29 protein-coding genes are annotated in these 24,025 nt (G+C 52.4%); 10 read left to right on the forward strand and 19 right to left on the reverse strand.

All coding sequences use genetic code 11. The features are described from left to right. Positions 1-8: 8 nt before the first annotated feature. Together CCY01nite_RS06965 and CCY01nite_RS06970 are read left to right on the forward strand one after the other, a co-directional pair. Entirely contained in the window at positions 9-449 is a 441-nt protein-coding gene (locus CCY01nite_RS06965) for a hypothetical protein (protein WP_186830941.1), read from the forward strand. Between the two features lie 34 nt (positions 450-483). Next, entirely contained in the window at positions 484-1,620 is a 1,137-nt protein-coding gene (locus tag CCY01nite_RS06970) for a BamA/TamA family outer membrane protein (protein WP_146859090.1), read from the forward strand. A 67-nt stretch (positions 1,621-1,687) separates the two neighbouring features. Here the strand turns inward: CCY01nite_RS06970 and CCY01nite_RS26745 are convergent, their stop codons facing one another. The 5 genes from CCY01nite_RS26745 to CCY01nite_RS06990 form a co-directional block, all read right to left on the reverse strand. Further along, positions 1,688-1,816 (reverse strand): serine-rich single-pass membrane protein 1, encoded by a 129-nt coding sequence (locus tag CCY01nite_RS26745; protein WP_222614324.1) that lies wholly within the window; start codon positions 1,814-1,816, stop codon positions 1,688-1,690. 77 nt (positions 1,817-1,893) lie between these two features. Then, positions 1,894-2,583, reverse strand: a complete 690-nt coding sequence (locus CCY01nite_RS06975; protein WP_186830942.1) for a DUF4377 domain-containing protein — start codon at positions 2,581-2,583, stop codon at positions 1,894-1,896. A 54-nt stretch (positions 2,584-2,637) separates the two neighbouring features. Continuing rightward, a complete protein-coding gene (locus CCY01nite_RS06980) occupies positions 2,638-3,255 on the reverse strand; it encodes a YiiX family permuted papain-like enzyme (protein ID WP_246129875.1) in 618 nt (205 codons plus the stop codon). Between the two features lie 10 nt (positions 3,256-3,265). Beyond that, complete coding sequence (locus CCY01nite_RS06985) at positions 3,266-3,949, reverse strand: DUF4241 domain-containing protein (RefSeq protein ID WP_186830943.1); 684 nt, start codon at positions 3,947-3,949, stop codon at positions 3,266-3,268. A 4-nt stretch (positions 3,950-3,953) separates the two neighbouring features. Then, on the reverse strand, positions 3,954-4,181 hold the full coding sequence (locus CCY01nite_RS06990; RefSeq protein WP_146859096.1) for a hypothetical protein: 228 nt from the start codon (positions 4,179-4,181) through the stop codon (positions 3,954-3,956). A gap of 449 nt (positions 4,182-4,630) precedes the next feature. Here CCY01nite_RS06990 and CCY01nite_RS06995 point away from each other — a divergent pair, with 449 nt between their 5' ends. Together CCY01nite_RS06995 and CCY01nite_RS07000 are read left to right on the forward strand one after the other, a co-directional pair. Then, positions 4,631-5,188 carry a CAP domain-containing protein gene (locus CCY01nite_RS06995; RefSeq protein ID WP_146859098.1) on the forward strand — a complete coding sequence of 186 codons (558 nt, stop codon included), beginning with the start codon at positions 4,631-4,633 and terminating at the stop codon, positions 5,186-5,188. Positions 5,189-5,420: 232 nt separating this feature from the next. Next, entirely contained in the window at positions 5,421-5,960 is a 540-nt protein-coding gene (locus CCY01nite_RS07000) for a CAP domain-containing protein (RefSeq protein ID WP_146859100.1), read from the forward strand. Here the strand turns inward: CCY01nite_RS07000 and CCY01nite_RS07005 are convergent, their stop codons facing one another. Both CCY01nite_RS07005 and CCY01nite_RS07010 read right to left on the reverse strand, forming a co-directional pair. Further along, positions 5,961-6,215, reverse strand: a complete 255-nt coding sequence (locus tag CCY01nite_RS07005; RefSeq protein ID WP_146859101.1) for a hypothetical protein — start codon at positions 6,213-6,215, stop codon at positions 5,961-5,963. It lies immediately after the preceding gene. Positions 6,216-6,254: 39 nt separating this feature from the next. Next, positions 6,255-7,022 (reverse strand): glycoside hydrolase family 25 protein, encoded by a 768-nt coding sequence (locus CCY01nite_RS07010; RefSeq protein ID WP_146859104.1) that lies wholly within the window; start codon positions 7,020-7,022, stop codon positions 6,255-6,257. Between the two features lie 113 nt (positions 7,023-7,135). Here CCY01nite_RS07010 and CCY01nite_RS07015 point away from each other — a divergent pair, with 113 nt between their 5' ends. Then, complete coding sequence (locus CCY01nite_RS07015; protein WP_146859106.1) at positions 7,136-8,161, forward strand: SPASM domain-containing protein; 1,026 nt, start codon at positions 7,136-7,138, stop codon at positions 8,159-8,161. A gap of 42 nt (positions 8,162-8,203) precedes the next feature. Here the strand turns inward: CCY01nite_RS07015 and CCY01nite_RS07020 are convergent, their stop codons facing one another. Genes CCY01nite_RS07020 through CCY01nite_RS07030 form a run of 3 tightly spaced genes read right to left on the reverse strand, consistent with a single transcriptional unit; the run spans position 8,204 to position 9,222 of the window. After that, positions 8,204-8,575: a hypothetical protein gene (locus CCY01nite_RS07020; protein WP_146859108.1), complete on the reverse strand. Its 372-nt coding sequence runs from the start codon at positions 8,573-8,575 to the stop codon at positions 8,204-8,206. Between the two features lie 17 nt (positions 8,576-8,592). Further along, entirely contained in the window at positions 8,593-8,997 is a 405-nt protein-coding gene (locus tag CCY01nite_RS07025) for a hypothetical protein (RefSeq protein ID WP_146859109.1), read from the reverse strand. A 30-nt stretch (positions 8,998-9,027) separates the two neighbouring features. Beyond that, positions 9,028-9,222: a YtxH domain-containing protein gene (locus tag CCY01nite_RS07030; protein ID WP_146859111.1), complete on the reverse strand. Its 195-nt coding sequence runs from the start codon at positions 9,220-9,222 to the stop codon at positions 9,028-9,030. 231 nt (positions 9,223-9,453) lie between these two features. On the opposite strand from CCY01nite_RS07030, the gene CCY01nite_RS07035 reads away from it, so the two are divergent. Beyond that, positions 9,454-10,530 carry an AI-2E family transporter gene (locus CCY01nite_RS07035; protein WP_146859113.1) on the forward strand — a complete coding sequence of 359 codons (1,077 nt, stop codon included), beginning with the start codon at positions 9,454-9,456 and terminating at the stop codon, positions 10,528-10,530. A gap of 15 nt (positions 10,531-10,545) precedes the next feature. Here the strand turns inward: CCY01nite_RS07035 and nadD are convergent, their stop codons facing one another. Genes nadD through paaA form a run of 5 tightly spaced genes read right to left on the reverse strand, consistent with a single transcriptional unit; the run spans position 10,546 to position 13,772 of the window. Continuing rightward, a complete protein-coding gene (nadD, locus tag CCY01nite_RS07040) occupies positions 10,546-11,118 on the reverse strand; it encodes a nicotinate (nicotinamide) nucleotide adenylyltransferase (protein ID WP_146859115.1) in 573 nt (190 codons plus the stop codon). Between the two features lie 17 nt (positions 11,119-11,135). Next, a complete protein-coding gene (gene paaD, locus CCY01nite_RS07045) occupies positions 11,136-11,621 on the reverse strand; it encodes a 1,2-phenylacetyl-CoA epoxidase subunit PaaD (protein ID WP_186830944.1) in 486 nt (161 codons plus the stop codon). 2 nt (positions 11,622-11,623) lie between these two features. After that, a complete protein-coding gene (gene paaC, locus CCY01nite_RS07050; protein ID WP_146859119.1) occupies positions 11,624-12,388 on the reverse strand; it encodes a 1,2-phenylacetyl-CoA epoxidase subunit PaaC in 765 nt (254 codons plus the stop codon). Then, the gene (locus CCY01nite_RS07055; RefSeq protein WP_146859121.1) at positions 12,375-12,758 is read right to left on the reverse strand and encodes a 1,2-phenylacetyl-CoA epoxidase subunit B; all 384 of its coding nucleotides are present in this window, start codon (positions 12,756-12,758) and stop codon (positions 12,375-12,377) included. The genes paaC and CCY01nite_RS07055 overlap by 14 nt, the downstream gene beginning before the upstream one ends. A gap of 15 nt (positions 12,759-12,773) precedes the next feature. Next, complete coding sequence (gene paaA, locus CCY01nite_RS07060) at positions 12,774-13,772, reverse strand: 1,2-phenylacetyl-CoA epoxidase subunit PaaA (RefSeq protein ID WP_146859123.1); 999 nt, start codon at positions 13,770-13,772, stop codon at positions 12,774-12,776. A gap of 174 nt (positions 13,773-13,946) precedes the next feature. Between paaA and CCY01nite_RS07065 the strand changes: the two genes are divergently transcribed. Beyond that, on the forward strand, positions 13,947-14,528 hold the full coding sequence (locus tag CCY01nite_RS07065; protein WP_146859125.1) for a hypothetical protein: 582 nt from the start codon (positions 13,947-13,949) through the stop codon (positions 14,526-14,528). Between the two features lie 51 nt (positions 14,529-14,579). Then, entirely contained in the window at positions 14,580-16,007 is a 1,428-nt protein-coding gene (locus CCY01nite_RS07070; protein ID WP_146859127.1) for a S41 family peptidase, read from the forward strand. A 48-nt stretch (positions 16,008-16,055) separates the two neighbouring features. Here the strand turns inward: CCY01nite_RS07070 and CCY01nite_RS07075 are convergent, their stop codons facing one another. The 4 genes from CCY01nite_RS07075 to CCY01nite_RS07090 form a co-directional block, all read right to left on the reverse strand. Further along, positions 16,056-16,964 (reverse strand): M20/M25/M40 family metallo-hydrolase, encoded by a 909-nt coding sequence (locus CCY01nite_RS07075; protein WP_146859129.1) that lies wholly within the window; start codon positions 16,962-16,964, stop codon positions 16,056-16,058. A 31-nt stretch (positions 16,965-16,995) separates the two neighbouring features. Next, positions 16,996-19,140 carry a ferrous iron transport protein B gene (feoB, locus tag CCY01nite_RS07080; RefSeq protein ID WP_246129876.1) on the reverse strand — a complete coding sequence of 715 codons (2,145 nt, stop codon included), beginning with the start codon at positions 19,138-19,140 and terminating at the stop codon, positions 16,996-16,998. 134 nt (positions 19,141-19,274) lie between these two features. Then, the gene (locus tag CCY01nite_RS07085; RefSeq protein WP_146859131.1) at positions 19,275-21,077 is read right to left on the reverse strand and encodes a PspC domain-containing protein; all 1,803 of its coding nucleotides are present in this window, start codon (positions 21,075-21,077) and stop codon (positions 19,275-19,277) included. Between the two features lie 42 nt (positions 21,078-21,119). Further along, complete coding sequence (locus CCY01nite_RS07090) at positions 21,120-21,458, reverse strand: PadR family transcriptional regulator (protein WP_146859134.1); 339 nt, start codon at positions 21,456-21,458, stop codon at positions 21,120-21,122. Between the two features lie 383 nt (positions 21,459-21,841). Between CCY01nite_RS07090 and CCY01nite_RS07095 the strand changes: the two genes are divergently transcribed. Both CCY01nite_RS07095 and CCY01nite_RS07100 read left to right on the forward strand, forming a co-directional pair. Beyond that, positions 21,842-22,147 (forward strand): hypothetical protein, encoded by a 306-nt coding sequence (locus CCY01nite_RS07095; RefSeq protein ID WP_146859136.1) that lies wholly within the window; start codon positions 21,842-21,844, stop codon positions 22,145-22,147. A gap of 221 nt (positions 22,148-22,368) precedes the next feature. Next, complete coding sequence (locus CCY01nite_RS07100; protein ID WP_146859138.1) at positions 22,369-24,015, forward strand: SulP family inorganic anion transporter; 1,647 nt, start codon at positions 22,369-22,371, stop codon at positions 24,013-24,015. The last annotated feature ends 10 nt before the right edge of the window (positions 24,016-24,025 follow it).

The raw sequence follows: 24,025 nt of genomic DNA on the forward strand, positions 1-24,025 counted from the left end.
CTAAATACTTGTTGCTGATCTTCGCGTTTATCTTGTTAATGACCGGCTTCTATTCCGGGACCGCGATCCTCGATATTCATTTTCATGATACCTATTATGTTATAGAGCACTGGTACGTACTGCCCACCATATTCCTGCTACTCCAGGCTCTGATCTATTTTTTAACGGACAAATTCCGCCAAATCTCCGCTCTTAAATACATCCATGTTGCCAGCATCTGTCTTTTCGCATGCTTCCTGCTCTACTATGATTATTACTTTGATTCCTATCCTGAACGCTATGCCGCAGGCATCAGCTTTAAGGAGATGTTCGATGCCATTCGTCTTGAGCAGGTGTTAGCACTTTTGCTTTTAGTACTGGTGCTCGGCCATCTCCTTTTTGTGATCAATCTGGTTATCGGCTTCGTCCGCGGCAAAAAACCCGCCCATCCACACAATAACGCCGCCTGATCGTACTTCCGGTTTTTTTTGCATATTGCGGCCTATGCGTAGAACCATAGCAGCAGTCTCGCTATTGATCATGACAGGCTCCGTGAAGGCACAGGACACTATCCGGGTGCGAAAAAGCAGCTTTTTTCCCCTGCCCGTCCTCGGATATTCTCCCGAAAAAGGATTTGAATTCGGCGTTGCCGCGCTATACTCCTATTACGCCGACAAGAAAGATCCTTCGCCGCTGACGCGGAACTCCACGGCCAGCGTGCTCTCCACCTTCACCACCCGCAACCAGTTCAAGTTCGATATCCGGTCCGAAAACTGGACGAAGGACAATGACTATCATTTCAAGACCAATTTCCGCTATCATAATTTTCCGCTCTATTTCTTCGGCCTCGGCGACAGCACCCGGTACGACGACCGTTCGCTGGTAGGGAACAAGCGCTACAAGCTCCTGCTGGAAGCTGAAAAGCGCATCACCAGCCATTTTTACGCCGGGCTTTCCCTGCAATACCAGCACGACCGTTTTACGGCTGATGATGAAAAGGGTATCTATCCGGAAGCGAGCCTGCAGGACAAGGAAGGCGGTTACGCCACCTTCATCGGCATCACCGGTGTGTTTGACAACCGCGATAACCAGAACTACACCACCGCAGGCAGCTTCCTTCGCTTCAACGTGGCCTATGCGCCGTCTTTCCTCAGCAAGCACGCGCTCTGGCGGCTGGAAGCAAAAGCCAACCACTTCATTCCGCTATCCCCCAAAAGCACCCTCGGCCTGAACGGCTACGGGCACTCGCTGCAAGGGGAAACGCTTCCCTTTTACCTGTTGCCCGAAATGGGAAATGATAACATCATGCGCGGATATTATACCGGCCGATACCGCGGGCAAAATTACCTGGCGGCGCAGGCGGAATACCGCTATATGGTCGATCCGAAAATGCACATCAAATTCTGGTTCATAGATATGCGCCCCACCTTTGCACTGGCGGGTTTCGCGGGAACAGGCGGCGTATTTGGCAACAGGGATTTTTCCTTATCCCGTTTAAAGCCCAATTATGGCCTGGGCATCCGCTATTTCTATGATAAAGTATCCCGCATCACCGTGCGGCTGGACTACGGCTGGGGTGAAAAGCGGCCGGGAGAGAAGCGCCAGGGAGGATTCTACCTTTCGCTGGCGGAGGCGTTCTGAGGCGCCAGCGCTAATAAAAAAGGCTGCCCGCCGGAGCAGACAGCCTGTATATAAATATTCTGGAGGATTAGCGCTTAACGTATTTCACCATTGCATAGAGGAACATCAGTCCAAACAGGATGATGAAGAACCACACACCGAAATGACCGATCTTATTGCCGATCTCATAAAAAGAGTTGAGTAATACAGTCAACATGATATACAATTTTAGGAATTTCAGCCGGCAAGTTAGCGTTTTAAACGGAAAATGCCAATGAGTTTTATCAGTTGGCGTCAGGCTTTCTCTTTCTCCAGCACCTCCGCCAGCTTGTACTCATACATGCCCACATCCTGTATCCCCGGGTTACGGGGAACGCGGGTTACTTTCAGCTTATAGATGAATCCTTTTTCAAAAGAAAATCCTTCGATCGGCTCGGAGAGTTTTTCCCATGCGGTCTTTCGCTGTTCGCCGTACTGCACTTCGTAACATTTTGTTTTGCCAAAACCGGGACCGCGGTCGCATTCGGATTCGCTTCTTACCCAAACCACCAGCGACTTTTCAGCAGGCGCCGGCCGTTCCTTTTTCACTAACGTAAGGCCGTCCGATCCATATGCCGCGCCCTGGTACACCAGGCTGCTATCCACCAGCCGGAAGCGCAGCGTATCTTTTGCCGGGTTCCCGCTCCCCACCGTCACCATGGTGATCAGCACATTCCCCTCTGTCATCGTCCAGTTGCCGATCTGCACGATCTCCGGCGTGCTGTTCATATAGTCGGTGAGCATTTCCGCGTCGCCGGTGGGTTTGAGCGTAAGGCCGATCTGCCGGCCGGGGGAGGATGCCGCGGCCAGGGTGGCTTCATAATAGCCATCCGGTGACGATGTGCTGGAAGTGATGGTGTCTTGCGCAGCGGCGGTTTTGGGGTTGTTCTGGCATCCCGAAAACGCCGCTACCGCGAGCGGCAGCAGGAAGAAATATCGTTTCATCTGTTCATATGCATTTTTACGGGTCTTCATATAAGGTATAACGCAGAAAGGGGCTTATCGTTCAATGACCGTTTCCAGCAAGGGGCTGTTATAGATATTTCCGGGCGATACCATTTTTTCATCCAGCGGGATGCTGTTGCCGTACCGTTCCCGCATGGTGGCTTTCACCAAAGGATGACTGAGGTCGTATTCCCGCATGGGCTGCAGCTTTCCAACTTCCACGCCCAGCACTTCCCGGTAGATCTTCCAGACCAGCTCCGAGCAGTAGATCCGTTCATCCGACCATTCAAAATAGCTGTCATAATTCTTCCCCATGTATTTACCGGCGGCGAGCTTCATTTGTAGGATCTCACTGGCGGTAATCAGGGAATCCGCTCCCTTCAGGCGTTTCACCGCATAATGCTCCCTGTTGCGGGCGATCCATTCATCGTAAGGCGTTTGCCGCACCGGCTGCACCGCTTCATACACATACCAGCCGCCGTTTTTCTTAAAGAGAATGCCACAGTGGCTGTATCTGGAATGTGTGGCCAGTTCGATGGCCTTGCACTGGGGTGAAATGTTGCTTTGAAAGATGATATCGCCCTCCTGCAACCGGCTGTCCTGCGCATGCAAAACAGCTGTTGTTAACAACAGTAGCGTCAGTGCGGTTATCCACTTTTGATACATTAACATGTCATTAAGATTATAACACCATAAAATCGATCACGAGGCTGCATACTTCGCCATCCTTTGCAACGCCCCAGTACGCGGGATAAATGCCGTCACCATAGCCGGTGTTGAACATGATCACGTTGAGGCGCGGGCGGGACGGAAGATAGAAATTAAAGCAACATCCTTCGGCGTCGATGTTGTTCCTGTGGCCGAACGCTTCTTCAAAAAGCGTATCGTAGATGTTGCTGTCCGGGTGCTCCCTGAAAAAACGCTCCAGGTAACGGTTATAGTGCTTTTGCGAGTGCGCGTCGCACAGGCACCCGATGCCAGCTTCCGCCCTGAATCCGTAATACTGCTGCGTACCGGTGTAACGCTGACCGGGAACAAGCGCGAGTTCCCAATGTACGGCCCGCTTGTCTGAAAACGCCAGCCTGATCAGCGCATTGCGTCGGCGGTCGCGGCGCCCCGCCAGCACAATGGAAACCGGATATTCCCCCGGCGGCATGCGCTTCGCGAAGGGCAGGGCGTCGTGCAGGCCAAGTAGCGGATCGCAGGCCACCACGAACCCGCTTGGCAACGCCAGCTTACCCAGGAAACGGCATTCCAGCAGGGTGCCATTGATCACGGCCCGCTCGAAATACGGCCCATAATCGACGTTGGCATACTGCTTCTTTTTGGCGCCGCTTCTGCGGAACAGGGCTTGCAGACATTTCATACCGTCAGTACATGCATCCCTGGTAAACAACAGGCTTCCGTACCCGCACATCACTGGCAGCGGTTATCACCAGCGAAGCATCCTCATCAAAAACTGTTTCGTCCGCTACAAAGGAGACGACTGCCGGATCACTTTGTTGCACAGTAACGGCATCATAGTCCGCCGCGGCGTTGCCCGCCTGCTGGCATGCGGCGCAAGGCAATACTGCGGCTATAAAGGAACGGTATAACATCTGTAACGGTTGTGACAAAAAGAAGTATATGATTTAAATAAGATATAGGAATGAATAAAAATACGATCAATCCCGCGGAAAAATAAACTTCTCCGGCCGTTCAACCCAGTCATAATTAATATATTAATTTTAATATTTTATTATTGTTTTATATATTTGGTATTGAAGTTGAGAAGATATCTTATGAAAAGCCCGGAATTTACCAGATGAGCCTATGCCTTTTCCGAAACGACGCCTATTTACAAACAATTAACAGTCAACACCTTAACAGGAATTTTACATCATGATGTGGTGAGTTAACAAAAGTGCCGCGTAATTTTGCCAGCGTATATGATTGGACTCAATGTGCCAACCCGAGTATCATCTGGCTTACTACGCCGATGCATACATTAGACGAACCCATCCTCTTGCAAAAGCCGCTGAGTTTAATGAGTTAAAAAAAATTTAACATGAGAATTTCTCTGGCGCGGACCTGTGCGTTCGCGAGCGCATTCGTATGGCTGTGCCTGACAGTGGCATGCAACAAAGAGCCGTTGGAAAATATTATACCGGCGCCTCCGCAACCCGTGGAAGATACTACGTTCACGATGAACAACCCGGTGAACCAGCTGCTCCTGCTCGATCTGATCAACAACGTCCGCGCAAAGGGCTGCGATTGCGGGGACACCATTATGGGCCCTGCGCCCGCTATCCGCTGGAACAAATCGCTTGAAAGAGCCGCGTACCTCCATAGCACGGACATGGATACACGTAATTATTTTGCGCATACGGACAAAGACGGCAAGAACGCCGGGTACCGAATTTCCAGCATGGGCTATCCCTGGCAGGCCTGGGGAGAGAACATCGCATTGGGCATTCTTACCGAGCGTACGGTGGTGGACGGCTGGAGCAAAAGCCCTGTGCACTGCCGGGTGCTGATGAACCCGAAGTTCACGGAAATGGGCGTTGCCAAAGTGGGCAATTTCTGGACGCAGGAACTGGCCAGCCCGAAAAGTGTGGTGCACTGACGGCTGCCCGTGGCGCCAGGCATGATGTCCTGAAGCCATATCACGCTGATTTATAATTTGTTATTTTCATTAACATCTTTTTTGCAAGGGCTGGATGATTTTTTTAACGGTTACGATTATCTTTGGTGTCTTGTTTATACTTGTTTTAGCCCTTTCCTCTGAAAAAGCCAACGTGCTTTAACCTCCTCCTATCAAGAACCCAGTACCGATTTTTTATTTAACTGGGATTTTCATGTATTTAAGTAACCGTTTTGTACCCTTTATATTTTTCATAGCGATGCTGGCCACGGCCTGCACCAAGGAAGCACCTGTTCAGCCTGAAGGGCCGGATACGGAAGGACCGGGCACCGTGGTGGTGATCAGCAACAACGTTAATAAAGACACGCTGCTGGCGCTCGTGAATGAAATACGGGCAAAGGGCTGTAACTGCGGCGGCACAATGATGCCGGCCGTGCAGCCGCTGACCTGGAACCTGCGGCTGGAGCTGGCCGCAGCCAATCACAGCAAAGACATGCAGGACCGGAAATACTTTTCGCATACCAGCCCGGGCGGCTCAACGCCGAAAACGCGCGTACAGGCCGCGGGATATAGTTATGCATGGATGGGAGAGAACATTGCATCCGGCCCGAAAACGGAAGCGGCCGTGATCAACGGCTGGCTTGGCAGTCCGGATCATTGCAAAAACATCATGGGAGCGCAGTTCAGGGAAATGGGCGTTGCCCGGGCGGGCACGTACTGGACGCAGGTGCTGGGCGCCGAATCAGGTAAATGATCACTGGTCAGGCGGAGGCATTTTCTTCCGCCACATCCGCCAGAGAAAATAAACATACCCCGCCAGGCTTAACCCCAGCCAGGTATAAAAACCGGTGAGGCGCGCGGGTGTGGACTCATCCGGCACGCCAAAACCAAGGTATAATCCAAAGAAAATATTGAAGAGCATCCAGAATAAAAAAATGAACACGGTGCGGATGATCTTCACGAAAAACTGCAGCAGCTTCCAGTCGAAATTTTCATTTGGCTCGTCCATATAACGGTGATTGATGCTTTAAAGGTACGGCAAACTGTTTTATGGAATGCACAGCTCCGCCAGGTCCGCACTGTCACCCCGGAACACATTGAAATCAACCGTAGTACGGATGCCGTTCACCCGGCCGATGTCGCTGTGCTGCCAGAACACCCAGTTGCGGGTGCTGCGCGGTTTGTCTTTCTGATAATAGTGCGCCACCCATAGCGGGTAGTCATCGAATTCTTTCCCCAGGTAGGTTTCATAAAAGTGAATATTGGTATAGATGATGGGCTTCACGCCGTAGGCTTTCTCCATTTCTTCCAGCCAGATGCGGGCCGTGCTGCGGATGACCGCCGGCGGCTGGTTGTTATGCACCTCTATGTCCAGCACCGGCGGCAGGTCCCCGGATTTGAGGTCTACCACGTTTTTAAAGTTGATCGCCTGCTTGAGCGGATCGCGTGTGGAATAGAAAAAATGATATGCTCCGCGGATGATGCCGGCCTCTCCGGCCTTTTCCCAGTTCCGCGCAAATGTGCCGTCCTGCCGCGTAATGCCTTCGGTTGCCTTAATAAAGGCGAAGGATATACGAATATTATCCACCTGCATCTGCCGGACGGCCATCCAGTTGACTCTTCCCTGAAATTTTGAAATATCGATGCCATGCATGGAATAATTCACGGGCATGTCTATCCCGAACTCCTCATACCGCACGAACTCCAGCTGCTGCCGCTCACGCAGCAGCCACCAGGTGAGGATGCCCCCCGGAAGCAGGATAAAGAAGAATAAATAAACGAATAGGCGCCGGCGGATGCGTCTGGTTTTTGCCACGATAAATGCTGTTGTCCTGTGAAAATACGCAGCAAGTATAGGGCAATTTTTTGTGCTCTGCGAGAAAGCGCGTAAGTTGTAGTAAATTTATACCGCCAAAAGAGGCCCTTATCATGCCGAAACCGAACCTGAACGACGCACTCAATTTTTTGTCCAAATTCACATTCCGCCGCGGCTGGAATGCCGGAAAAGTACTTGGAAGCTATTACTGGAGCAAAATGCGCAACAAACCCATACAATGGGGCGTGCCCATTTCCATCTCCTTTGAGCCTACCACTTCCTGCAATCTCCGCTGCCCGGAATGCCCGAGCGGACTGCGCGCGTTCACCCGGCCCACGGGCATGCTGGATAACGCTTTCTTCCGGAAAACCATCGATGAGCTGCATCGCGAGCTGCTGTACCTGATCTTCTATTTCCAGGGCGAGCCTTACCTCAACACCGCTTTCCTGGACATGGTGAAATACGCTTCCGGCAAGGGCATCTACACCGCCACCTCCACCAACGCGCACTATCTAACAGATATGAATGCACGAAAAACGGTGGAAAGCGGGCTGGACCGCCTTATTATATCGATAGACGGCACTACGCAGGATGTATACACGCAATACCGCGTAGGCGGCAATCTTTCCAAAGTGATAGAAGGGGCCAAAAACATCGTGAAGTGGAAGAAGGAGCTGAACTCTAAAAAGCCTTTCGTGTTCTTCCAGTTCCTCGTGGTGAAGCCCAACGAGCACCAGATAGAGGACATCAAAAAACTGGCGAAGGAGATCGGGGTGGACGAAGTGCGGTTCAAGACCGCGCAGGTATATGATTATGAAGAGGGCAACAAGCTGATCCCCACGATCGACAAATATTCCCGCTATCACCGTAATGAAGACGGCACCTACGCCATCAAGAACAAACTCGGCAATCATTGCTGGCGCCTCTGGCATTCCCCGGTGATCACGTGGGACGGGCTGGTGGTGCCCTGCTGCTTTGATAAAGACGCGCAGCACCGTCTTGGCGACCTGAAGAACAGCACCTTCCGGGCGCTATGGCATAACGAAAACTACGTGCGGTTCCGCACACAGCTTATAAAGGGCAGGAAACATATTGATATTTGCGCGAATTGCAGCGAAGGTACAAGGGTTTGGGGGTAGCCCTCATGCTGATCCGGTGGCCACTAGCGAAACCGGGCCAGATCACGCTTCTTCCCCGTTACTCTCCCCTGCAGCTTTGGCGGCCGCTTTACGCCGGCGTCTTTTCCGCTGAAAATTATTCACCAGCTTCAGCCCAAGCCGTACCCCGATAAATTCCAGCGCTGTGATCAGCGCGGTAGATAACACGGATTTGGCCTTACTGCTGCTCCAGGCGATCTTCGCCACGTTGCCCACAATACCCATCACACCGCTATTGGCGATGCCCGGCACCACGGAGTTCATGGCCATCGATTTATAATTGCCTTTGAAATGATCTACCCGGGCCCCAAGCTCGTCTTCCAGCTTGCGGCTTTTACGCTTGAGACGGGCAATCTCTTCGTCCAGCATCGCGAGGTTTCTGATCTTTTTAGGCATGAAAAGCGTGTATTAAATTATTCATTCGTTCTTTTTTCTTTTACCTTTTCTTCGATCTTCTCTTCCATTTCCTGTATCTCCTCTACCAGCTCCGCCGCCAGCATATTGGCCAGCGGGCGCTGTATCAGGCTTTTCCTGAACGCGAGCATGAGCAGGAGCAACAACACAAAGAATCCTGCCGCGCAGGAAAATCCGATCGTAAAGCTGTTCGTCATTTCACCGATCCAGAAGCCGACCACCATACCCAGGAACACGATCACGAAAAAGAACAGCAGGAAAGCCATCAATAGCGAAAAGAACAAACCTAACGCCTTGCTTAACTTTCCCGCTGCCTGTAATTTGATGAGGTCAAGCCGGGTTTCGAGGTAATTTTTGGCCACCTTGCCTGTCTCGGTAAAATAATTGGAAAAATTATCTTCCATGCATTTGTTTTTAGATGCTAAAAAAGTCCTTTAGGTCAGTTCATTTTCGATCGCATCTTCATACTGTTGCTTTTTCGCACGGAACTTTTCTTTCAGTTTGTCAGCCTGGTATTTCAGCTTGTCCACCAGTTCATCCTTTTTGTCGGAATTCAGAAAATAACCAACGGCTACGCCTACAGCAGCTCCTACGATAAAGGACACGACTGCTTTTGAACTTCTGCTCATAGTTAAGTGTTTTTTAAATGTGAAAGATTTGGGTGCTGATTTAATCACGGCGGCGGTACATTGCCTCCGTTTTTTAAGGTTACAAACTTTGTTCCACAATTTACCCAAAGTTATTAATTTAATCTTAAAACAACTATATAATATTGACGGGAAGCACGTTTCGGCGCATTGGCATACTTTGTGATCCAACGAAAAACATGTAGGTTTGAATATACGACCTCAAGCAACACTATGAGTTATCTTGATAATGAACGCCTCAAACAGATCATTTTTTTACTGATCATCGCTTTCCTGGGCATTATCCTGTTCAAGGAGCTGTATGCCTTCTTTCCGGGGTTCCTCGGGGCGGTTACCTTTTATGTGCTGTCCCGCAACTACATGTTCCGGCTGGTGGAAAACCGCGGCTGGAAGCGCAACTGGGCGGCCACGGTCATTATGGTGTTGTCTTTCCTCATCATTCTGTTGCCGATCGGCATGCTGGTGAACATGCTCACTGCCAAGGTGTCTTACGCCGTCAAACATTCTTCCGAGCTGATCGCGGGGCTGCAGGGCATCAACAAGCAACTGCAGGATTCCCTGGGCGTGAACCTCATGACGCCCGACCGGCTGGCAAAGCTGCAGGAATATATCACCAATGTGCTGCCGGTGTTTGTGGGCGCCACTTTCAACACGCTTACCGCCGTAGCCATCATGTATTTTATCCTTTATTTCATGCTGGTGCATGCGCGGGAAATGGAGGAGGCGCTGTACGAATACATTCCGCTGAAAGACGAGAATGTGGAACTGCTTGGGAAGGAAATGAAGAACATGGTGGTGAGCAACGCCATCGGCATTCCGCTCATTGCGTTGATACAGGGCGTGGTGTCGCTGGTGGGATACCTGATCTTCGGCGTGCCGGAGGCGGTGTTCTGGTTCGTGGTGACCTGCTTTACCGCCATGCTGCCGATCATCGGCGCGGCGGCGGTGTATGTGCCGATGGGCATCTTCATGCTGTCTTCCGGCCAGACCTGGCAGGGCATTGCCGTGCTGGCATACGGCTTTGGCGTGGTAGGTTCGTCCGATAATATTTTCAGGATGATGCTGGCGAAGCGGATCGGGGACGTGCATCCGCTAATCACCATCTTCGGCGTTATCGTGGGAGTGAACCTCTTCGGGTTCATCGGCCTGATATTCGGCCCCTTACTGATCTCCCTGCTGATCGTGCTGATAAAGATCTATTCGAACGAATACCTCGTGAAGAAAAGAGAAGTGAAGGTGGTGCGCACGGCGCATTCCAAAGAAAAGAAAATGAAACAAACGGGGGAATAATTCCACAATCCGTGACTAGCTTTTGTAATAATTGTTCTCCGACATATATTTCCACACATTATCCGGCACCATGTAGCGGATGGACTTGCCTTCCTGTATCCAGCGGCGGATGTTGCTGGACGAAATGTCCAGTAACGGCGCATCCACAATGGTGACGTTGCCTCCGAACGTATCGGTTACTTCGTGACCGGGACGGCTGTACACGTAGATCGCATAATTGTCCAGCAGCTGCCGGTAATTCTTCCAGCGCGGAATATTCTGAAAGCTGTCGCTTCCCATGATCACCACAAATTCCTGTGTGGGAAATTTCTCCGTGAGATAGGTAAGGGTGTCTATCGTGAAGGAGGGGCGTGGCAGGGAAAATTCAATATTGCTGACGCGCAACCGCGGCTCGTCCTGCACGGCCATTTCGGCGAGATGCAGGCGGTGATGTTCGTTCAGCAGGGTGGAAGAGGACTTCAGCGGGTTGTGGGGAGACACTACCAGCCAGACCTTGTCCAGGTCCGTATGATAAGCCATGAAATTCGCGATGATCATATGCCCGGTGTGTACGGGATTGAAAGAGCCGAAGTATAAACCGATTTTCATGGCGGCAAGATACAAACTTACTCCAACGGTTTAAAATGTTCGAACACCTGGCCGCAATCCCTGCAATAGTGAATGGCCCTGCAAAGCGTGGAGCCGAACGGGGAGCGGAGGTAGGTGTTTTTACTGCCGCAATGCGCGCAGGGCGTTTGCAGCAATATCTCCGAGTAGGCTTCTCCGTTAGATATCTGCGGCGGCGCTATGCCGAAGTTTTTCAGCTTTTCCTTCGCGCTGTCCGTCATGCGGTTGCTGGTCCAGTGCGCTTCCCTGTCGATCTCCACGGTGACCACAGTTTGCAGCGTTTCTTCCAGCACGGTGCGGATGTTCCGGCGGATCAGCTCCACGGCGGGGCAGGCGGCGAAGGTGGGGATCATCTTCACATGCACCGCTTCCCCGGCAACTTCCACGGCGGTGATCATCCCCAGGTCCAGTACGTTCAGCACCGGTATCTCCGGGTCCATCACCTGTTCCAGCGCTTTATATATGTTCGTTTCGTTCAGTTCCATATTTACCATGTTGCGGCAGGGTCTGTGCGGAATACATTCCCCATTTCTTCCAGCAGCGGCTGCAGGTGTACCGTGTGACACCCTTTCCTTCCGCCGTAGGCGGGCTGTACGGCATGTTCGCCGGGCAGGTTGAGCGCGGCGGCGGACAGGATGGCATAAATGCGGTCCATCCACAACTGCTGCAATGCCTTTTCTCCGGGATATACTTTCTCCGCCACCAGCAGGTCTTCCGCTTCGCCGCCGGGCTCAAACAGGCCGAGCGCCAGCGGAAAGCAGGCGTTCAGCGCGGATTGCATGCGGGCGTAACTTTCTTCGCCGGCGCGGCAGAGCTGCGTGATCCAGGCGTTGGCGTGCAGCGTGTGATATTTGATCTCTCCTTTCAGCTTTCTCGCGAGCGGCTGCAGGGGTGCAAAGCTGCTTTGCTGCAGCTGTTCATAACGGATGGCCTCCGCATGATCAAATAAAAAATGCCGCATCAGGCTGAAGTCATATTCGCCATTGGGCTGTTCTACCAGGTGGCAGCAACGGTAGTCTTTTTCATTGCGCAAAAAGGCAAACTGGTCGGGATCGCCGCCGCCGAGGTCTTCCTGCTGAATGCGGTACAATGCCCATGCATGGCCGATCTTGTCTTGCGCCATGGAAGAAAATGCAATGTCCTCTTCCATCACAGGTCCCAGGCCGGTCCACTCCGAATTGCGGTGGCCAAGTATCAGCGCATCGTCCGCCATGGCGGTGAGCATATATATCAGTGCGTTATTCTTCGTCATGTCGGGTTGATTTCCGGTATTTGTTGATCTTTTCCATCACCTTGAATCCGCTGGCATCGCGGTAGGTCTTTTCGAGATTGTTGGCGAACATGTCTTCATCTTCCGCGCTGAACGCCAGGATGTCCGCGCTCCGCACCACCCAGATGTTCACGCATTTCTTGCGCCGCCCGAATTGTTCCTTGGCGAAAATGAGCGCCATTTGCGCGTTGGGGGCATGCACACATCCAACGTGCTCATGATGCGCGCCGCGTTTTTCCTGGTGAAATACTTCAAATACGTTCCAGTTTTCCCCGTCCTGCACTGTCACTGCTTCGCCGGAGGGGTTGAGTTGCAGACGGTTGACACGTGGATCTAATGATTGGTTTTCCATACTGTTTTTATATGTTTATGCCACGGGGGCCGCTATCCTGTCTTTCGGGTTCATCAAAGCCTTGCGCACCCATCGCCCGTGTGTTTCCGCCCATTTGCGCACGTTCAGCCTTTCCTGGTTGCAGGGGCCGCCGCCATTGATCACCTTTTTGAAGAGGTCCCAGTCGGGGTCCGAATATTCCCATTTTCCGGTGTCCGGATCTTTCCGCAGTTTTTCATCCGGCAGCGTCAGCCCGAGGTCCCATATCTTGGGTACGTAGGTGTCCAGGAACTGATTGCGCATATCGTCGTTGCTGGCCATTTTTACTTTCCATTGCATCAGCTTTTCACTGTGCACGGAGCTTTTATCCGGCGGGCCGAAGAAATGCATGATCGGTTGCCACCAGCGGTTCAGCGCATCCTGCAGCATCGCGCGCTGCGCGGGCGTTCCCGTGGCCAGTTCAATAAAGGCGTCGTGGCCCTGCTTGAGGTGAAAGCTCTCCTCATAACAGATCCTTTCCAGCGCCCGGCAATAAGGCCCATAAGAACCTTTTGCGTTGGCTACCTGGTTAACGATCGCCGCCGCGTCTATGAGAAAACCGATGACGGTCACGTCCGCCCAGGTTTCCGCGGGATAATTGAACACATTGGAATATTTGGATTTTCCGCTCAGCAGGTCGTTGATCATCGCTTCGCGGCTTTTGCCGAGGGTTTCGGCGGCATTGTACAGCAGCTGGCCGTGGCCGATCTCGTCCTGCACTTTGGCAATCAGCGCCAGTTTGCGCTTGAAGCCCGGTGCGCGGGTGATCCAGGTGCCTTCGGGCAGTGCGCCCATAATTTCGGAATGTGCATGCTGTTCTATCAGCCGTATCAGCTGGCGCCGGTATTCAGAAGGCATCCAGTCTCCCGGCTCGATCTTTTCTCCGCGGGCAATGCGGGCTTCGAAATCCGCTAACTTTTCCGGATCATCGTGCAATTGCTCTTCGTTCAACTGCCGTTTGTTCGGCTCGTCGAAAATGTATCCGCCTCCGTACATGGGACGATTGTTTTGGTTCCTTGTAAATTACAGAATTTTGAGCGATCACCCAATTTAAGGGCCGCAAGGCGGAGCGGTGGCCGTTTGGAAGGGAAATTTTTGCCCGTCCAAAATCTCCCTCCGATTTCCGAACTTCATAACACGATGTTTGTCCGTTTTCTTTTAGCTGGATGTTTGTGTTGCCTGCCTGGGCAGCAAGCTACGGCGCAGACCGTGGTGAAAGTGGTTTTCCGGGAGGACGACCGGCCGGAGGACAGGCAATCCGACACCCTGTTCTACCACCAGCGGGCCTCCTCGGCGGACGATTACCGCGGCAGGGTACCCGCATCCGCGAAAAGCGAAGCCGTGAGCTTCACCAGCTTTGCGTTCGAAGGCGGCAGCCGCCGGTTCCGGGATACGCTGGAAGTAACGCTCGTACTGCAGGTTTTCTGGGTAAAAAGCTCCTCCTGGGCCCGCTCTCATCCGCCCAGCCGGCACACGCTCGAGCACGAACAGATCCATTTCGATATCACCCGCCTCGTAGCGGAAGGCTTCCGCCGCAAAGTGCTGAACATGGAACTGACCATAGAAGATCATGAAAGCCGCATCCAGTATGAATACCTGGAATCATTCCGGGAAATGAACCGGCGCCAGGAAGCGTTTGACGATGCCGTGCGAAGCGGTCTGGATGCAGCGGAACAGCGCATCTGGCGGGAAAAAATCCGCAATGCCCTGCTCGACGCGGGTGTCAAGCCGGCCACACCACAAAATTTTTGAGGCCCTTCCTCCGTTTATTCAGTTATATTACATTAAGATTTAAGCCAATTTATGAAAAAGCGAACCATGCTGTTCTTGTGCGTCTCGGCGGGACTGGTATTCTCCTCCTGCAAAAAGAAAGACGCGGATGGGCCGGACCGGACCAACACCAATAAATATGTGAATGACTGGATCTACGCCAACATGAAGGACTATTACTACTGGACTTCCAGCATTCCCGCAAATCCGGACAGAACGACGGACCCGGAGAGCTTTTTCTACGGCCTGCTAAAGTCGCCGGACGATCAGTTTTCCTGGATACAGAACAACTTCCAGGAACTGCTGGCATCCCTGAGCGGCGTGCAAAAAGAAGCGGGATATGGCTATACGCTTTTCCTGCACGAACAGGGTACCCTGCTCGGCGCGCAGGTGACTTATGTAAAGCGGGGCTCTCCCGCGGAAACGGCGGGGCTGAAGCGGGGAGATATGTTCTTCCAGATCAACGGGCGTGATTTCCCGTATTCCGCGGCCAGCGGTTCACAAAACGTAAATGCTTTTGTATCGGCGCTCGGCGAAAATCATACGATCGCCGCACAGCAATATTTCCTGACCGCGGGTGGGGAAGACAGCCTGGGCGCGGAGCGCAACCTCACGCTCAACACCATCGTGTTTGCGGAAAACCCCGTGTACCTCGATTCTGTGTATTCCATCGAAGGAAAGAAGATCGGCTATTTTATGTATAACTTCTTTGCTCCGGACAAAGGGGATTCTACCTCCGCTTACGACAACGAAGTGGATGCCGTTTTCTCCCGGTTCAAAGCGCAGGGCGTAACGGACCTCATCCTTGACCTACGCTACAACCCGGGCGGGGACCAGGTTTCCACGATCAACTTGGGCAGCCAGATCGTCAAGAATTATACGGCGAACAAATTGTTCTTCCGCAGGGAATACAATTCCTTGCTCACCCAGGAGTTCACGGAGGATTACGGGGAAGAATTCTTCAAAATGAATTTCACGCCGGAGGCGGGCAACATCGGCAACACGTTGCAGAACTTCATCATCCTCACCAGCACGGAAACCGCTTCCGCCAGCGAGCTGATCATCAACGGCCTCAAACCTTACATGCCGGTATACATCATCGGCGATACCACGGCCGGCAAGAACGTCGGCTCCACCACCATCTACGAAGAAAACGACCTCCGCAACAAATGGGGCATGCAGCCGATCATCACCAAGGCATTCAACTCGCAGAATCAATCAGATTATGGGCTGACGGGCTTTTCGCCGGACCAGCGCTTCTTTGAAAGCTTCAACCTCGGTGTGCTCGGCGATACCAAAGAACCTTTATTGAATCTTGCATTGAAGAAGATCGTAGGAGCGCAATGGGGAAGAATGGCGCCCGCGGTGCAAAGCTCCCGCACCAAGGTGGAGAAGGTGGGTTCTTCCAATATGTCGAGGGCTTTTTACCAGAAGATGTTCGAGCGGTTGCCGAAGCGGTAATTGCTTATTTATAATTCTGAGGGCCGCATTCAATGGATGCGGCCTTTTTTATGGCCGTTCATTCACCGCTTTCACCACATCGAGAATACTCAACACCGCCTGGTAGAAGAAAGATGGATTGATGCGGCTGAACTCGTCCGTGACCTTATGATAATCGGGATGATCTTCCACACCGAAATAGAGGAAAGGAATTTTCCGCAGATGAAAAACATGATGATCGCTCTGGCCGGTCCAGTCCTGCCCGGCATCTTCGGGTTTGTCGTGCCCCATTGGCAAAAGGATCGCGCTCTTCGCCGCGGCGGCGGTAATGTAGGGTTTAAGCTGCGGGTAATGATACGTGCCGCAGACATAGAGTTCACGTTTGTCATTATGGCTGATCATGTCCATATTGATGTTCATGAGCATGCTGGCCGCGGGCACGGGCAGCCGCGCTGAAAAATCCTTTGCGCCCTGCAATCCCATTTCTTCCGCGTCGAAGGCGGCGAAGATGAGGCTGTACCGCGGTGGATGCGCTTTGAAATATTTCGCTATCGCCAGGAGGCCCGCCACGCCGGAGGCATTATCGTCCGCGCCATTGTAGATGCTGTCCCCGCCCGAGGGTTGCGCTTTTGTTCCCACATGATCGTAATGCGCGCTGATCACGATAAAGCTGTCCACTTCCCCTTTAATATAGCCGTAGAGGTTAGTGCCCATGATGCGGCTGCCGCGTGAGTTGAAGAAAAATGATTGCTGATAGGTGTTGTAGAATTGTTCCAGTCCTGTTTCCTTTAACCGGTCCAGCAGGTAAAACTGCGCCATGCGGTTTCCTTTGGTGCCGGTTTTGCGGCCTTCCATCTTGTCTGCGGAGAGGGTTTGCACATCTTTCATGAGTTGCGCGGAATCGATCTGCGCGGAGGCGGGTTGCGCGGAGGCGGACAAAGCCATCATGCAGCCGATAACGGACAGTAGCTTTTTCATGCGGGCGTGTTTCTTCAAATGTAGGATAAAATTATTTGAAGAGCTCATAGACGATCCAGCTGCAAACATAGGCCAGTACGGTCATGTACACGAACTGAACGATGGGATATTTCCAGGAACGGGTTTCCCTTTTCACGATGGCGAGCGTGCTCATGCACTGCATGGCAAAGGCGTAGAAGATCATGAGCGAGAGGCCGGTGGCGAGCGTGTAAACCGGAGTGCCGTCTATGCGGGTGGCGGACTCCATTTTTTCGCGCAGCGTGGCATCGTTGTCTTCCGCGTCGCCCACGCTATACAGCGTGGCCATCGTTCCCACGAACACTTCGCGGGCGGCAAAGGAGGTGATCAGCGCAATGCCTATTTTCCAGTCGAAGCCCAGCGGTTCCACCGCGGGTTCAATAGCGTGGCCGATGATGCCGGCGTAGGAGTGGGAAAGCTTTTCAGACTGCAGCTGTTTGTCCAGCTCATCCAGCTGCGCGGGGTCGGTGGTGCCGGCCTGGAGCTGTTCGTATTTCGCGTGTACGGCGTCCATTCTGCCGGAGGGGCCGTATGAGGCCAGGAACCACAGCGCAATGGAGATGACCATGATCACCTTACCGGCGTCCATGACGAATATCTTTGCTTTTTCCACCATGGTCACTGCGGCGTTTTTCCAGCGCGGGGCGCGGTATACGGGCAATTCCATGATGAAGTAGCTCTTCTCGCGTATTTTGATGAACAGCTTCATGACCGCGGCCACGAGAATGGCCATGAAGAAGCCGAGCAGGTACAGTCCCATCATCACCAAGCCCTGCAGGCTGAGAAAGCCGAGCACCATGCGGTCCGGAATCACCAGCGCGATCATGATGGTGTAGATGGGCAGCCGCGCCGAGCAGCTCATGAGCGGTGTGATCATGATCGTGATCAGGCGTTCTTTCCTGTTCTCGATGTTGCGGGCGGCCATGATAGCGGGTACGGCGCAGGCCACACCGCTGATGAGGGGCATCACGGATTTGCCGTTCAGCCCCACCTGGCGCATCAGGCGGTCCGTCAGAAAGCTGATGCGGGCCATGTAGCCGGTATCTTCCAGGATGGTGATCAGGCCGAACAGGATCATGATCTGCGGCACAAAGACCGCAATGCCACCGAGGCCGGCGATGATGCCGTTGATGAAGGCATCGCTGACCTTATTGTCCGGCAGCACCTCTGAAAGCCATCCGCTGAGCGAACCGAAGCCCGCGTCTATGAGGTCCATCGGGTAGGAGGCGATCCAGAATATACTTTGGAAAAGCAGGAACAGCACCACCAGCAGGATAAGATATCCCCAGAAGCGGTGCAGCAGCACGTTATCGATCCTTTCGGTCTGCAATTGCTGCTGCAGCGGGTCGGTTTCCACTACGGTGCCGTTCATGATATGTTTGATGCGGGCGTAGCGCTGCATGATCTCTTCCGCCTGTACTTTTGTTTTGTTGAAGCCGTGCTGCTGCAGGGAATTTCTGATGGCGCCCTGCTGCTGTTTGTCGAGGAAATGCAGCTCGTCGTAATTCACGGCCACGTGCAGCGCGGCGTAGTCGCTGGACACAGGGTATATCCGCCGGATGTCTTCCACTACGGCCGGCGCCAGCTGGTGATTCTCGATGAAATCCCGCGCGGGGGCGCCGAATTTTTCCTGTGCGATCAGCTCGATATTTTTCTTCAGCTGCTGCAAGCCCTTGTTGCGGCGCGGGTTGATAGCCACAACGGGCACGCCCAGTTCGCGTTCCAGGCCCGCGAGGTCTACCTCCACACCTTTTTTCTTGGCGAGGTCCATCATGGTAAGACCGATGATCACGGGCACTTTGAGGTCTATGATCTGGGAGCAGAAGAGCAGGTTGCGCTTGAGGTTGGAGGCGTCGGCGATGATCAGGACCATGTCCGGCTTGTCGGCGCCTTTGGGATTGAGAAGCACGTCGTACGTTACAAATTCGTCCGCGCTTTTGGGATACAGGCTGTAGGTACCCGGCAGGTCAATAATGTTGGCTTCCAGCTGCGGGGCAATGCGGGCAATACCGGTTTTTTTATCTACCGTTACCCCCGGAAAGTTGCTCACCTTCTGGTTTAAACCTGTAAGCGCATTAAAGAGAGAGCTTTTACCACTGTTAGGATTGCCTACCAGTGCAATATTGATGGGTACCTTCATCCTTATCTGATCCTCCAAAATTTTGAATATGCAAAACTAGCAATTATCGGGGGATGGGAATGATCGAATCGGGAAAAATACTGTTAAAAGCGGGAAGGCATGAAAAAACCGCGGTGGATACCGCGGTTGGCTATCGTTTTTCGAAACTAAACTTATTGTGACGAAGATGGATCGAGTGTTTTGAAGGGATTCAGGAACAAGAAGCTCACAACGGCCATGGCAATACTTTTTTTGTCGGCTGCCGCTTCTTTGTTGCTGCTGTCGTCAATGGGCGTGGTGTTCTGTTCCTGCTGGCGGGCCGGGCCCCGGTAGCGGTACTCGTTGCGGGGATTGGCGGTATCCGCGGGTGCGGGGGCTTCCTCCTTTTTCTTTTCCAGCTGGTCCGTTCTTTCCCATCCGCCGGGCGTCATCCGTATATCGATCTGCCTGTTTTCATCCCAGTCGTAATGATCATCCCACCATTCCTCGCGCCAGTTGCGGATGAAATTGTAGTGATATCTTACTTCGCGGTCTATGAGGATGTGCTTGCCTACGGGCACCCTGATCACCACGGTGATCTGCTGGTTACGGTATTTTGAATTGCGGGGGATGGAGATGCCGGAGGGAATGTACAGCACGGAGTCCGTCTGCTGCATGTTCACGTTGATGAGGCGGGTGTATGCTTTCGCCTGCGCCACCGTTCTGCCCCGCGCGCTTCTCACCACTTCCACCGCAAAGCTGTCTGTTTCGCTTTTCAGTACGCGGATGTTGATATCGTCTATGATCACGGTATCGTCCACCACGCGGAGGTTGCCGTCGAACAGGTTCACATCGTCCAGCTCCAGCACGCTTTCCGCTTTCTTGACGATCAGGCGGCCCTGGCTGGGCTGTGTGATGGAAAGTGTTTCGGTTTCCTTGTAGCGGGTATTGAAATCCCTCGCCAGTGAAACCACCAGCCATACCGAGAAGAACACCCCGAGCAGCCAGAAAAATCCTAAAGTATATCCTGCATACCTGTTCTGTTGTTTGATGCCGGCCATCTTGCGCACGAGGAAAGCCACGAGCGAAAGGATCGGAATGCCCACCAGCAAGGCCAGCGCCGGCCAGAAGAGCATTGTTTGCACACCATTGTCCAGTAAAAGGTCTTTGACTGGGATCAGGACCGCGGAAAAGACAGCTGACATGATGAGGCCAACTACCAATACAAAGAGCATCACTACTGCGAGGAAGAGGAAAAAGCCTTTTGCAATGTATGCAATGACATTTGCCAGTCCTCTGAAAAACCCTTCTATTGCAGATCCGGCATCTCTACCGAACTGTTTCCCGCGGCCCTCCGAAAAATTTCTGACATCATCTCCCATTCTTTCCATGCGTGAGCGGAAGGAGTTCATTTCTTCCTGCACGGCGGCCTTGATGTTGTTCACATCCACACGTTCCCCGCGCATTTCCAGCTTTTCCGCGGCGGTCACCGCTTCGGGAGTAGCGAACCAGAGGATGAAGTAGAGCAGGATGCCGCCTCCCCACATCACCGCGCCGATGGCGAAGATGATGCGGAACACCAGGGGGTCCACGTTAAAATATGCGCCGAGGCCGCTGCAGACGCCGCCCAGCACCTTGCCGTCCGGGTCCCGGTAAAACCGTTTGCGCGGACGGATGAAAGGAGCGAAAGGTTCTGATGCCGTTCTCTGCCTGCTGTCCGCCGTATTGCCGTCTTCCTCCACAAACTGTTCGGGTGTGCCCATGGAAGCTTTGATAGCCTGCACATCCTCGTCTGTAATACAATGCGCGCCCTTGCGGATCTTTTCCTGGAAGATCTCCGCAATGCGGCTTTCAATATCTCCGACGATCTCTTCCGCGCCTTCTTCCTTCGCGAAATACCGCCTCAGGCTATCAAGGTACTGTCGGAGTATCTCGTAAGCACTGTCCTCGATGGGGATCAGGCGGCTCGACAGGTTTATATTGATAATCTTTTTCATCTGCTTAATCTGTTTAGGTTTTAGGTAAACTCGGATTGTATATTATTGGATGGTGTTAGGTTGTGTGAGCTGGTGAACGGCGTTGGCCAGTTCGTTCCAGGTATTTTCCAGGTCCCGGTAAAAGGTTTCCCCTTTTTCGGTCATGGAAAAATACTTGCGCGGGGGGCCGGAGCTGCTTTCTACCCACCGGTACGTGAGCAGCTCGGCATTTTTGAGGCGTGTCAAAAGCGGATACAGCGTCCCTTCCAGGATATCCAGCTTTGCTTCTTTCATTTTTTCAATAATGTCTGAAGGATAAGCCTCGCCTTGCTTGATGATGGAAAGAATGCAGAATTCCAGCACCCCTTTCCGCATCTGCGACTGTGTATTATCAATGTTCATGGCAAGTGAGCTTTAAAAACCGTTATTTGTTCCGAAGCCAGGGTATTTCCTCAACTTCACGATACAAAGATAGAAAGAATTTACTACTATGCAATACACAATACCAATCAATGCAAAATAACTTGCTTTAAATATTACTGTAGAAAATAGAAATTTCCTTGCCTATATTGCATTTGGGCGGATTTTGGACTTTCCGGCGGCCAGGACCGAATTGTGATGAGCGGTCATATAGGCGGATGGGGGTGAATGTCGATGATTTCCGTTAAATAATGGATAGATAAGGGTTTATGATCGATTTAACATTTCTTTGACCCGCCAAAATATGATTTCTGGATCGGAGAGGTTATTTTTGCTTCACATACAAATAAGTGATATAAGTATTGATGAAAAGACTACTCAGTATATTTCTTCTTAGCCTGATGTGCGTTCAACTGCTCCCGATAGAGCAGATGGGGAAATTACTGTTCAACAACCAGATCGTGGAAGAGCACGTTGATGGTGGTGGTAGTTGCACATCAAAAGTTAAACTTAGTAATGGCGACATCAATTGTCACCGTTATGCGGATGCGAACGCAGCGCTCAATCCCGAGCTTTTCCTCAATACACTTTCTTACCGTTATCACGAGGATATTCCTGCCAGTCCGGTTCAGGAAATCCAGACTCCTCCACCAAACGGTCATCTTGCTTAAATGACCCTTGTGTACGCCAATTACTGCGTACACGCTTTTGCATTTTCATTTTCTTATTTGTACAAATTCAGATGAAACGCTGATGTACGCTTAACCTTGCTTCGTTATGACCTTTTTACGGGTAATACGGGCCAGCGGGTAATCCGGCAATGCATTGTTGACTGCATGCATGCGCGGAGATGGCTGCATCATCGTTATGATCTGCTTAAATCCATGCTATCATGAGCAAAAAAATTGGTTTTTTCTCGAATATTAAAGGTGATCTTCCGGCTGGCCTTGTTGTATTTCTGATTGCGGTACCGCTTTGTCTTGGTATCGCACTGGCGTCTGGCGCGCCTTTGTTCTCCGGTATGATTTCCGGTATTATCGGCGGTCTTGTGATCGGGTTCCTGAGTGGCTCCAATCTGAGCGTGAGCGGTCCCGCCGCAGGGCTTACCGCCATTGTGCTGAACGCTATCACCACACTGGGCGTATATGAGATCTTTTTGCTGGCAGTAATGCTGGGCGGTATCATGCAGCTGGTGCTGGGGCTTTTGAAAGCCGGTACGGTGGCCAACTACTTTCCGTCGAATGTAATTACCGGGATGCTGACGGCCATCGGCCTTATCATCATCCTGAAACAAATCCCTCATGCATTTGGCTATGACGCCGATGCGGAAGGTGATTTTGCGTTTGTGCAGGCAGACGGGGAGAATACGATCTCTTCCCTGTTCAGCATGCTGAACCATGTGCATTTCGGCGCGGTGATCATTACCCTCGTATCTATATTGATCCTGTTGTACTGGAGCAAGGTGCCGAAAGTGAACGTGATCCCGGCGCCGCTGGTAGCGGTGCTGACAGGGGTGGGGCTTAACCAGCTTTTCCTTGCGGGCGGTTCTCCGCTGGGGCTGGAACAAAGCCACCTGGTAACGCTGCCGATCGCGGATTCTTTCAGCGATTTCATCGGGCAGTTCACGATGCCGGACTTCTCCCAGATCGGCAACAGCGAAGTTTGGGTGATCGCCGCCACCATTGCGGTGGTGGCTTCCCTGGAAACCTTGCTGAACCTGGAAGCGACGGACAAGCTGGACCCGCTGAAGCGTTACAGTTCTCCCAACCGGGAACTGAGGGCGCAGGGTATCGGCAACATCGTCAGCGGCCTGATCGGCGGTATGCCTATCACTTCCGTGATCGTGCGTTCTTCCGCCAATATCAACGCGGGCGGCCGTACCAAACTGGCGGCCATGACGCACGGCGCATTGCTGCTGTTCTGCGCGGCGCTGATCCCCGGCATCCTGAACATGATCCCGCTGGCTACGCTGGCAGCCGTGCTGCTGGTAACAGGTTACAAACTTTGTAAACCGGAGATATTCAAGAAGATGTTCCAGAAGGGCAAATACCAGTGGGCGCCTTTCCTTGTGACGGTTGTTACCATCGTATTCACGGACCTGCTGATCGGTGTAGCCGTGGGCCTTGCCGTGAGCGTGCTCTTCATCATGTGGGGCAATATGAAAAGCCCCTATTTCTTCCAGAAAGAAAAATACCGTACCGGTGACCTGATCCGCCTGGAACTGTCCCAGGAAGTATCCTTCCTCAACAAAGCCAACATCCTGCTTACGCTGGACCGCCTGCCGGAAAACAGCACCGTGGTGATCGACGCCAGCAAAACGCTGTACATCGACCAGGACGTGCTGGACATCATCCGCGAATTCACGCAGATCAAAGCGCAGCAGAAAAAGATCAAGGTTGTGCTGAAAGGCTTCAAGGAAGCTTACAACATCACCAATACGGACCATCTTTTCCTTGACGCGCCGGAAAAAGAAAAGCCGGTGTCTGTTGTGACCAACGGTACGCACAAGGAACTGCTGAAAGAACTGACCGTCAATTAAACACTAAAAC

Origin of the sequence: Chitinophaga cymbidii, assembly GCF_007992715.1 — a bacterium.
Classification (GTDB): domain Bacteria; phylum Bacteroidota; class Bacteroidia; order Chitinophagales; family Chitinophagaceae; genus Chitinophaga; species Chitinophaga cymbidii.

Coding starts and splice junctions, on each gene's coding strand:
- CCY01nite_RS06985 (WP_186830943.1), bottom strand. CDS start 3,949: ATGAAATGTCTGCAAGCCCTGTTCCGCAGAAGCGGCGCCAAAAAGAAG.
- CCY01nite_RS07095 (WP_146859136.1), top strand. CDS start 21,842: ATGAAAAGACTACTCAGTATATTTCTTCTTAGCCTGATGTGCGTTCAA.
- paaD (WP_186830944.1), bottom strand. CDS start 11,621: ATGGAACTGAACGAAACGAACATATATAAAGCGCTGGAACAGGTGATG.
- CCY01nite_RS06975 (WP_186830942.1), bottom strand. CDS start 2,583: ATGAAACGATATTTCTTCCTGCTGCCGCTCGCGGTAGCGGCGTTTTCG.
- CCY01nite_RS07025 (WP_146859109.1), bottom strand. CDS start 8,997: ATGGAAGATAATTTTTCCAATTATTTTACCGAGACAGGCAAGGTGGCC.
- CCY01nite_RS06990 (WP_146859096.1), bottom strand. CDS start 4,181: ATGTTATACCGTTCCTTTATAGCCGCAGTATTGCCTTGCGCCGCATGC.
- CCY01nite_RS07100 (WP_146859138.1), top strand. CDS start 22,369: ATGAGCAAAAAAATTGGTTTTTTCTCGAATATTAAAGGTGATCTTCCG.
- paaA (WP_146859123.1), bottom strand. CDS start 13,772: ATGTACGGAGGCGGATACATTTTCGACGAGCCGAACAAACGGCAGTTG.
- CCY01nite_RS06980 (WP_246129875.1), bottom strand. CDS start 3,255: ATGTTAATGTATCAAAAGTGGATAACCGCACTGACGCTACTGTTGTTA.
- CCY01nite_RS06995 (WP_146859098.1), top strand. CDS start 4,631: ATGAGAATTTCTCTGGCGCGGACCTGTGCGTTCGCGAGCGCATTCGTA.
- CCY01nite_RS07000 (WP_146859100.1), top strand. CDS start 5,421: ATGTATTTAAGTAACCGTTTTGTACCCTTTATATTTTTCATAGCGATG.
- CCY01nite_RS26745 (WP_222614324.1), bottom strand. CDS start 1,816: ATGTTGACTGTATTACTCAACTCTTTTTATGAGATCGGCAATAAGATC.
- nadD (WP_146859115.1), bottom strand. CDS start 11,118: ATGAAAATCGGTTTATACTTCGGCTCTTTCAATCCCGTACACACCGGG.
- CCY01nite_RS07085 (WP_146859131.1), bottom strand. CDS start 21,077: ATGAAAAAGATTATCAATATAAACCTGTCGAGCCGCCTGATCCCCATC.
- CCY01nite_RS06970 (WP_146859090.1), top strand. CDS start 484: ATGCGTAGAACCATAGCAGCAGTCTCGCTATTGATCATGACAGGCTCC.
- CCY01nite_RS07030 (WP_146859111.1), bottom strand. CDS start 9,222: ATGAGCAGAAGTTCAAAAGCAGTCGTGTCCTTTATCGTAGGAGCTGCT.
- CCY01nite_RS07075 (WP_146859129.1), bottom strand. CDS start 16,964: ATGAAAAAGCTACTGTCCGTTATCGGCTGCATGATGGCTTTGTCCGCC.
- CCY01nite_RS07015 (WP_146859106.1), top strand. CDS start 7,136: ATGCCGAAACCGAACCTGAACGACGCACTCAATTTTTTGTCCAAATTC.
- CCY01nite_RS07055 (WP_146859121.1), bottom strand. CDS start 12,758: ATGGAAAACCAATCATTAGATCCACGTGTCAACCGTCTGCAACTCAAC.
- CCY01nite_RS07020 (WP_146859108.1), bottom strand. CDS start 8,575: ATGCCTAAAAAGATCAGAAACCTCGCGATGCTGGACGAAGAGATTGCC.
- CCY01nite_RS07005 (WP_146859101.1), bottom strand. CDS start 6,215: ATGGACGAGCCAAATGAAAATTTCGACTGGAAGCTGCTGCAGTTTTTC.
- CCY01nite_RS07035 (WP_146859113.1), top strand. CDS start 9,454: ATGAGTTATCTTGATAATGAACGCCTCAAACAGATCATTTTTTTACTG.
- CCY01nite_RS07090 (WP_146859134.1), bottom strand. CDS start 21,458: ATGAACATTGATAATACACAGTCGCAGATGCGGAAAGGGGTGCTGGAA.
- paaC (WP_146859119.1), bottom strand. CDS start 12,388: ATGACGAAGAATAACGCACTGATATATATGCTCACCGCCATGGCGGAC.
- CCY01nite_RS07070 (WP_146859127.1), top strand. CDS start 14,580: ATGAAAAAGCGAACCATGCTGTTCTTGTGCGTCTCGGCGGGACTGGTA.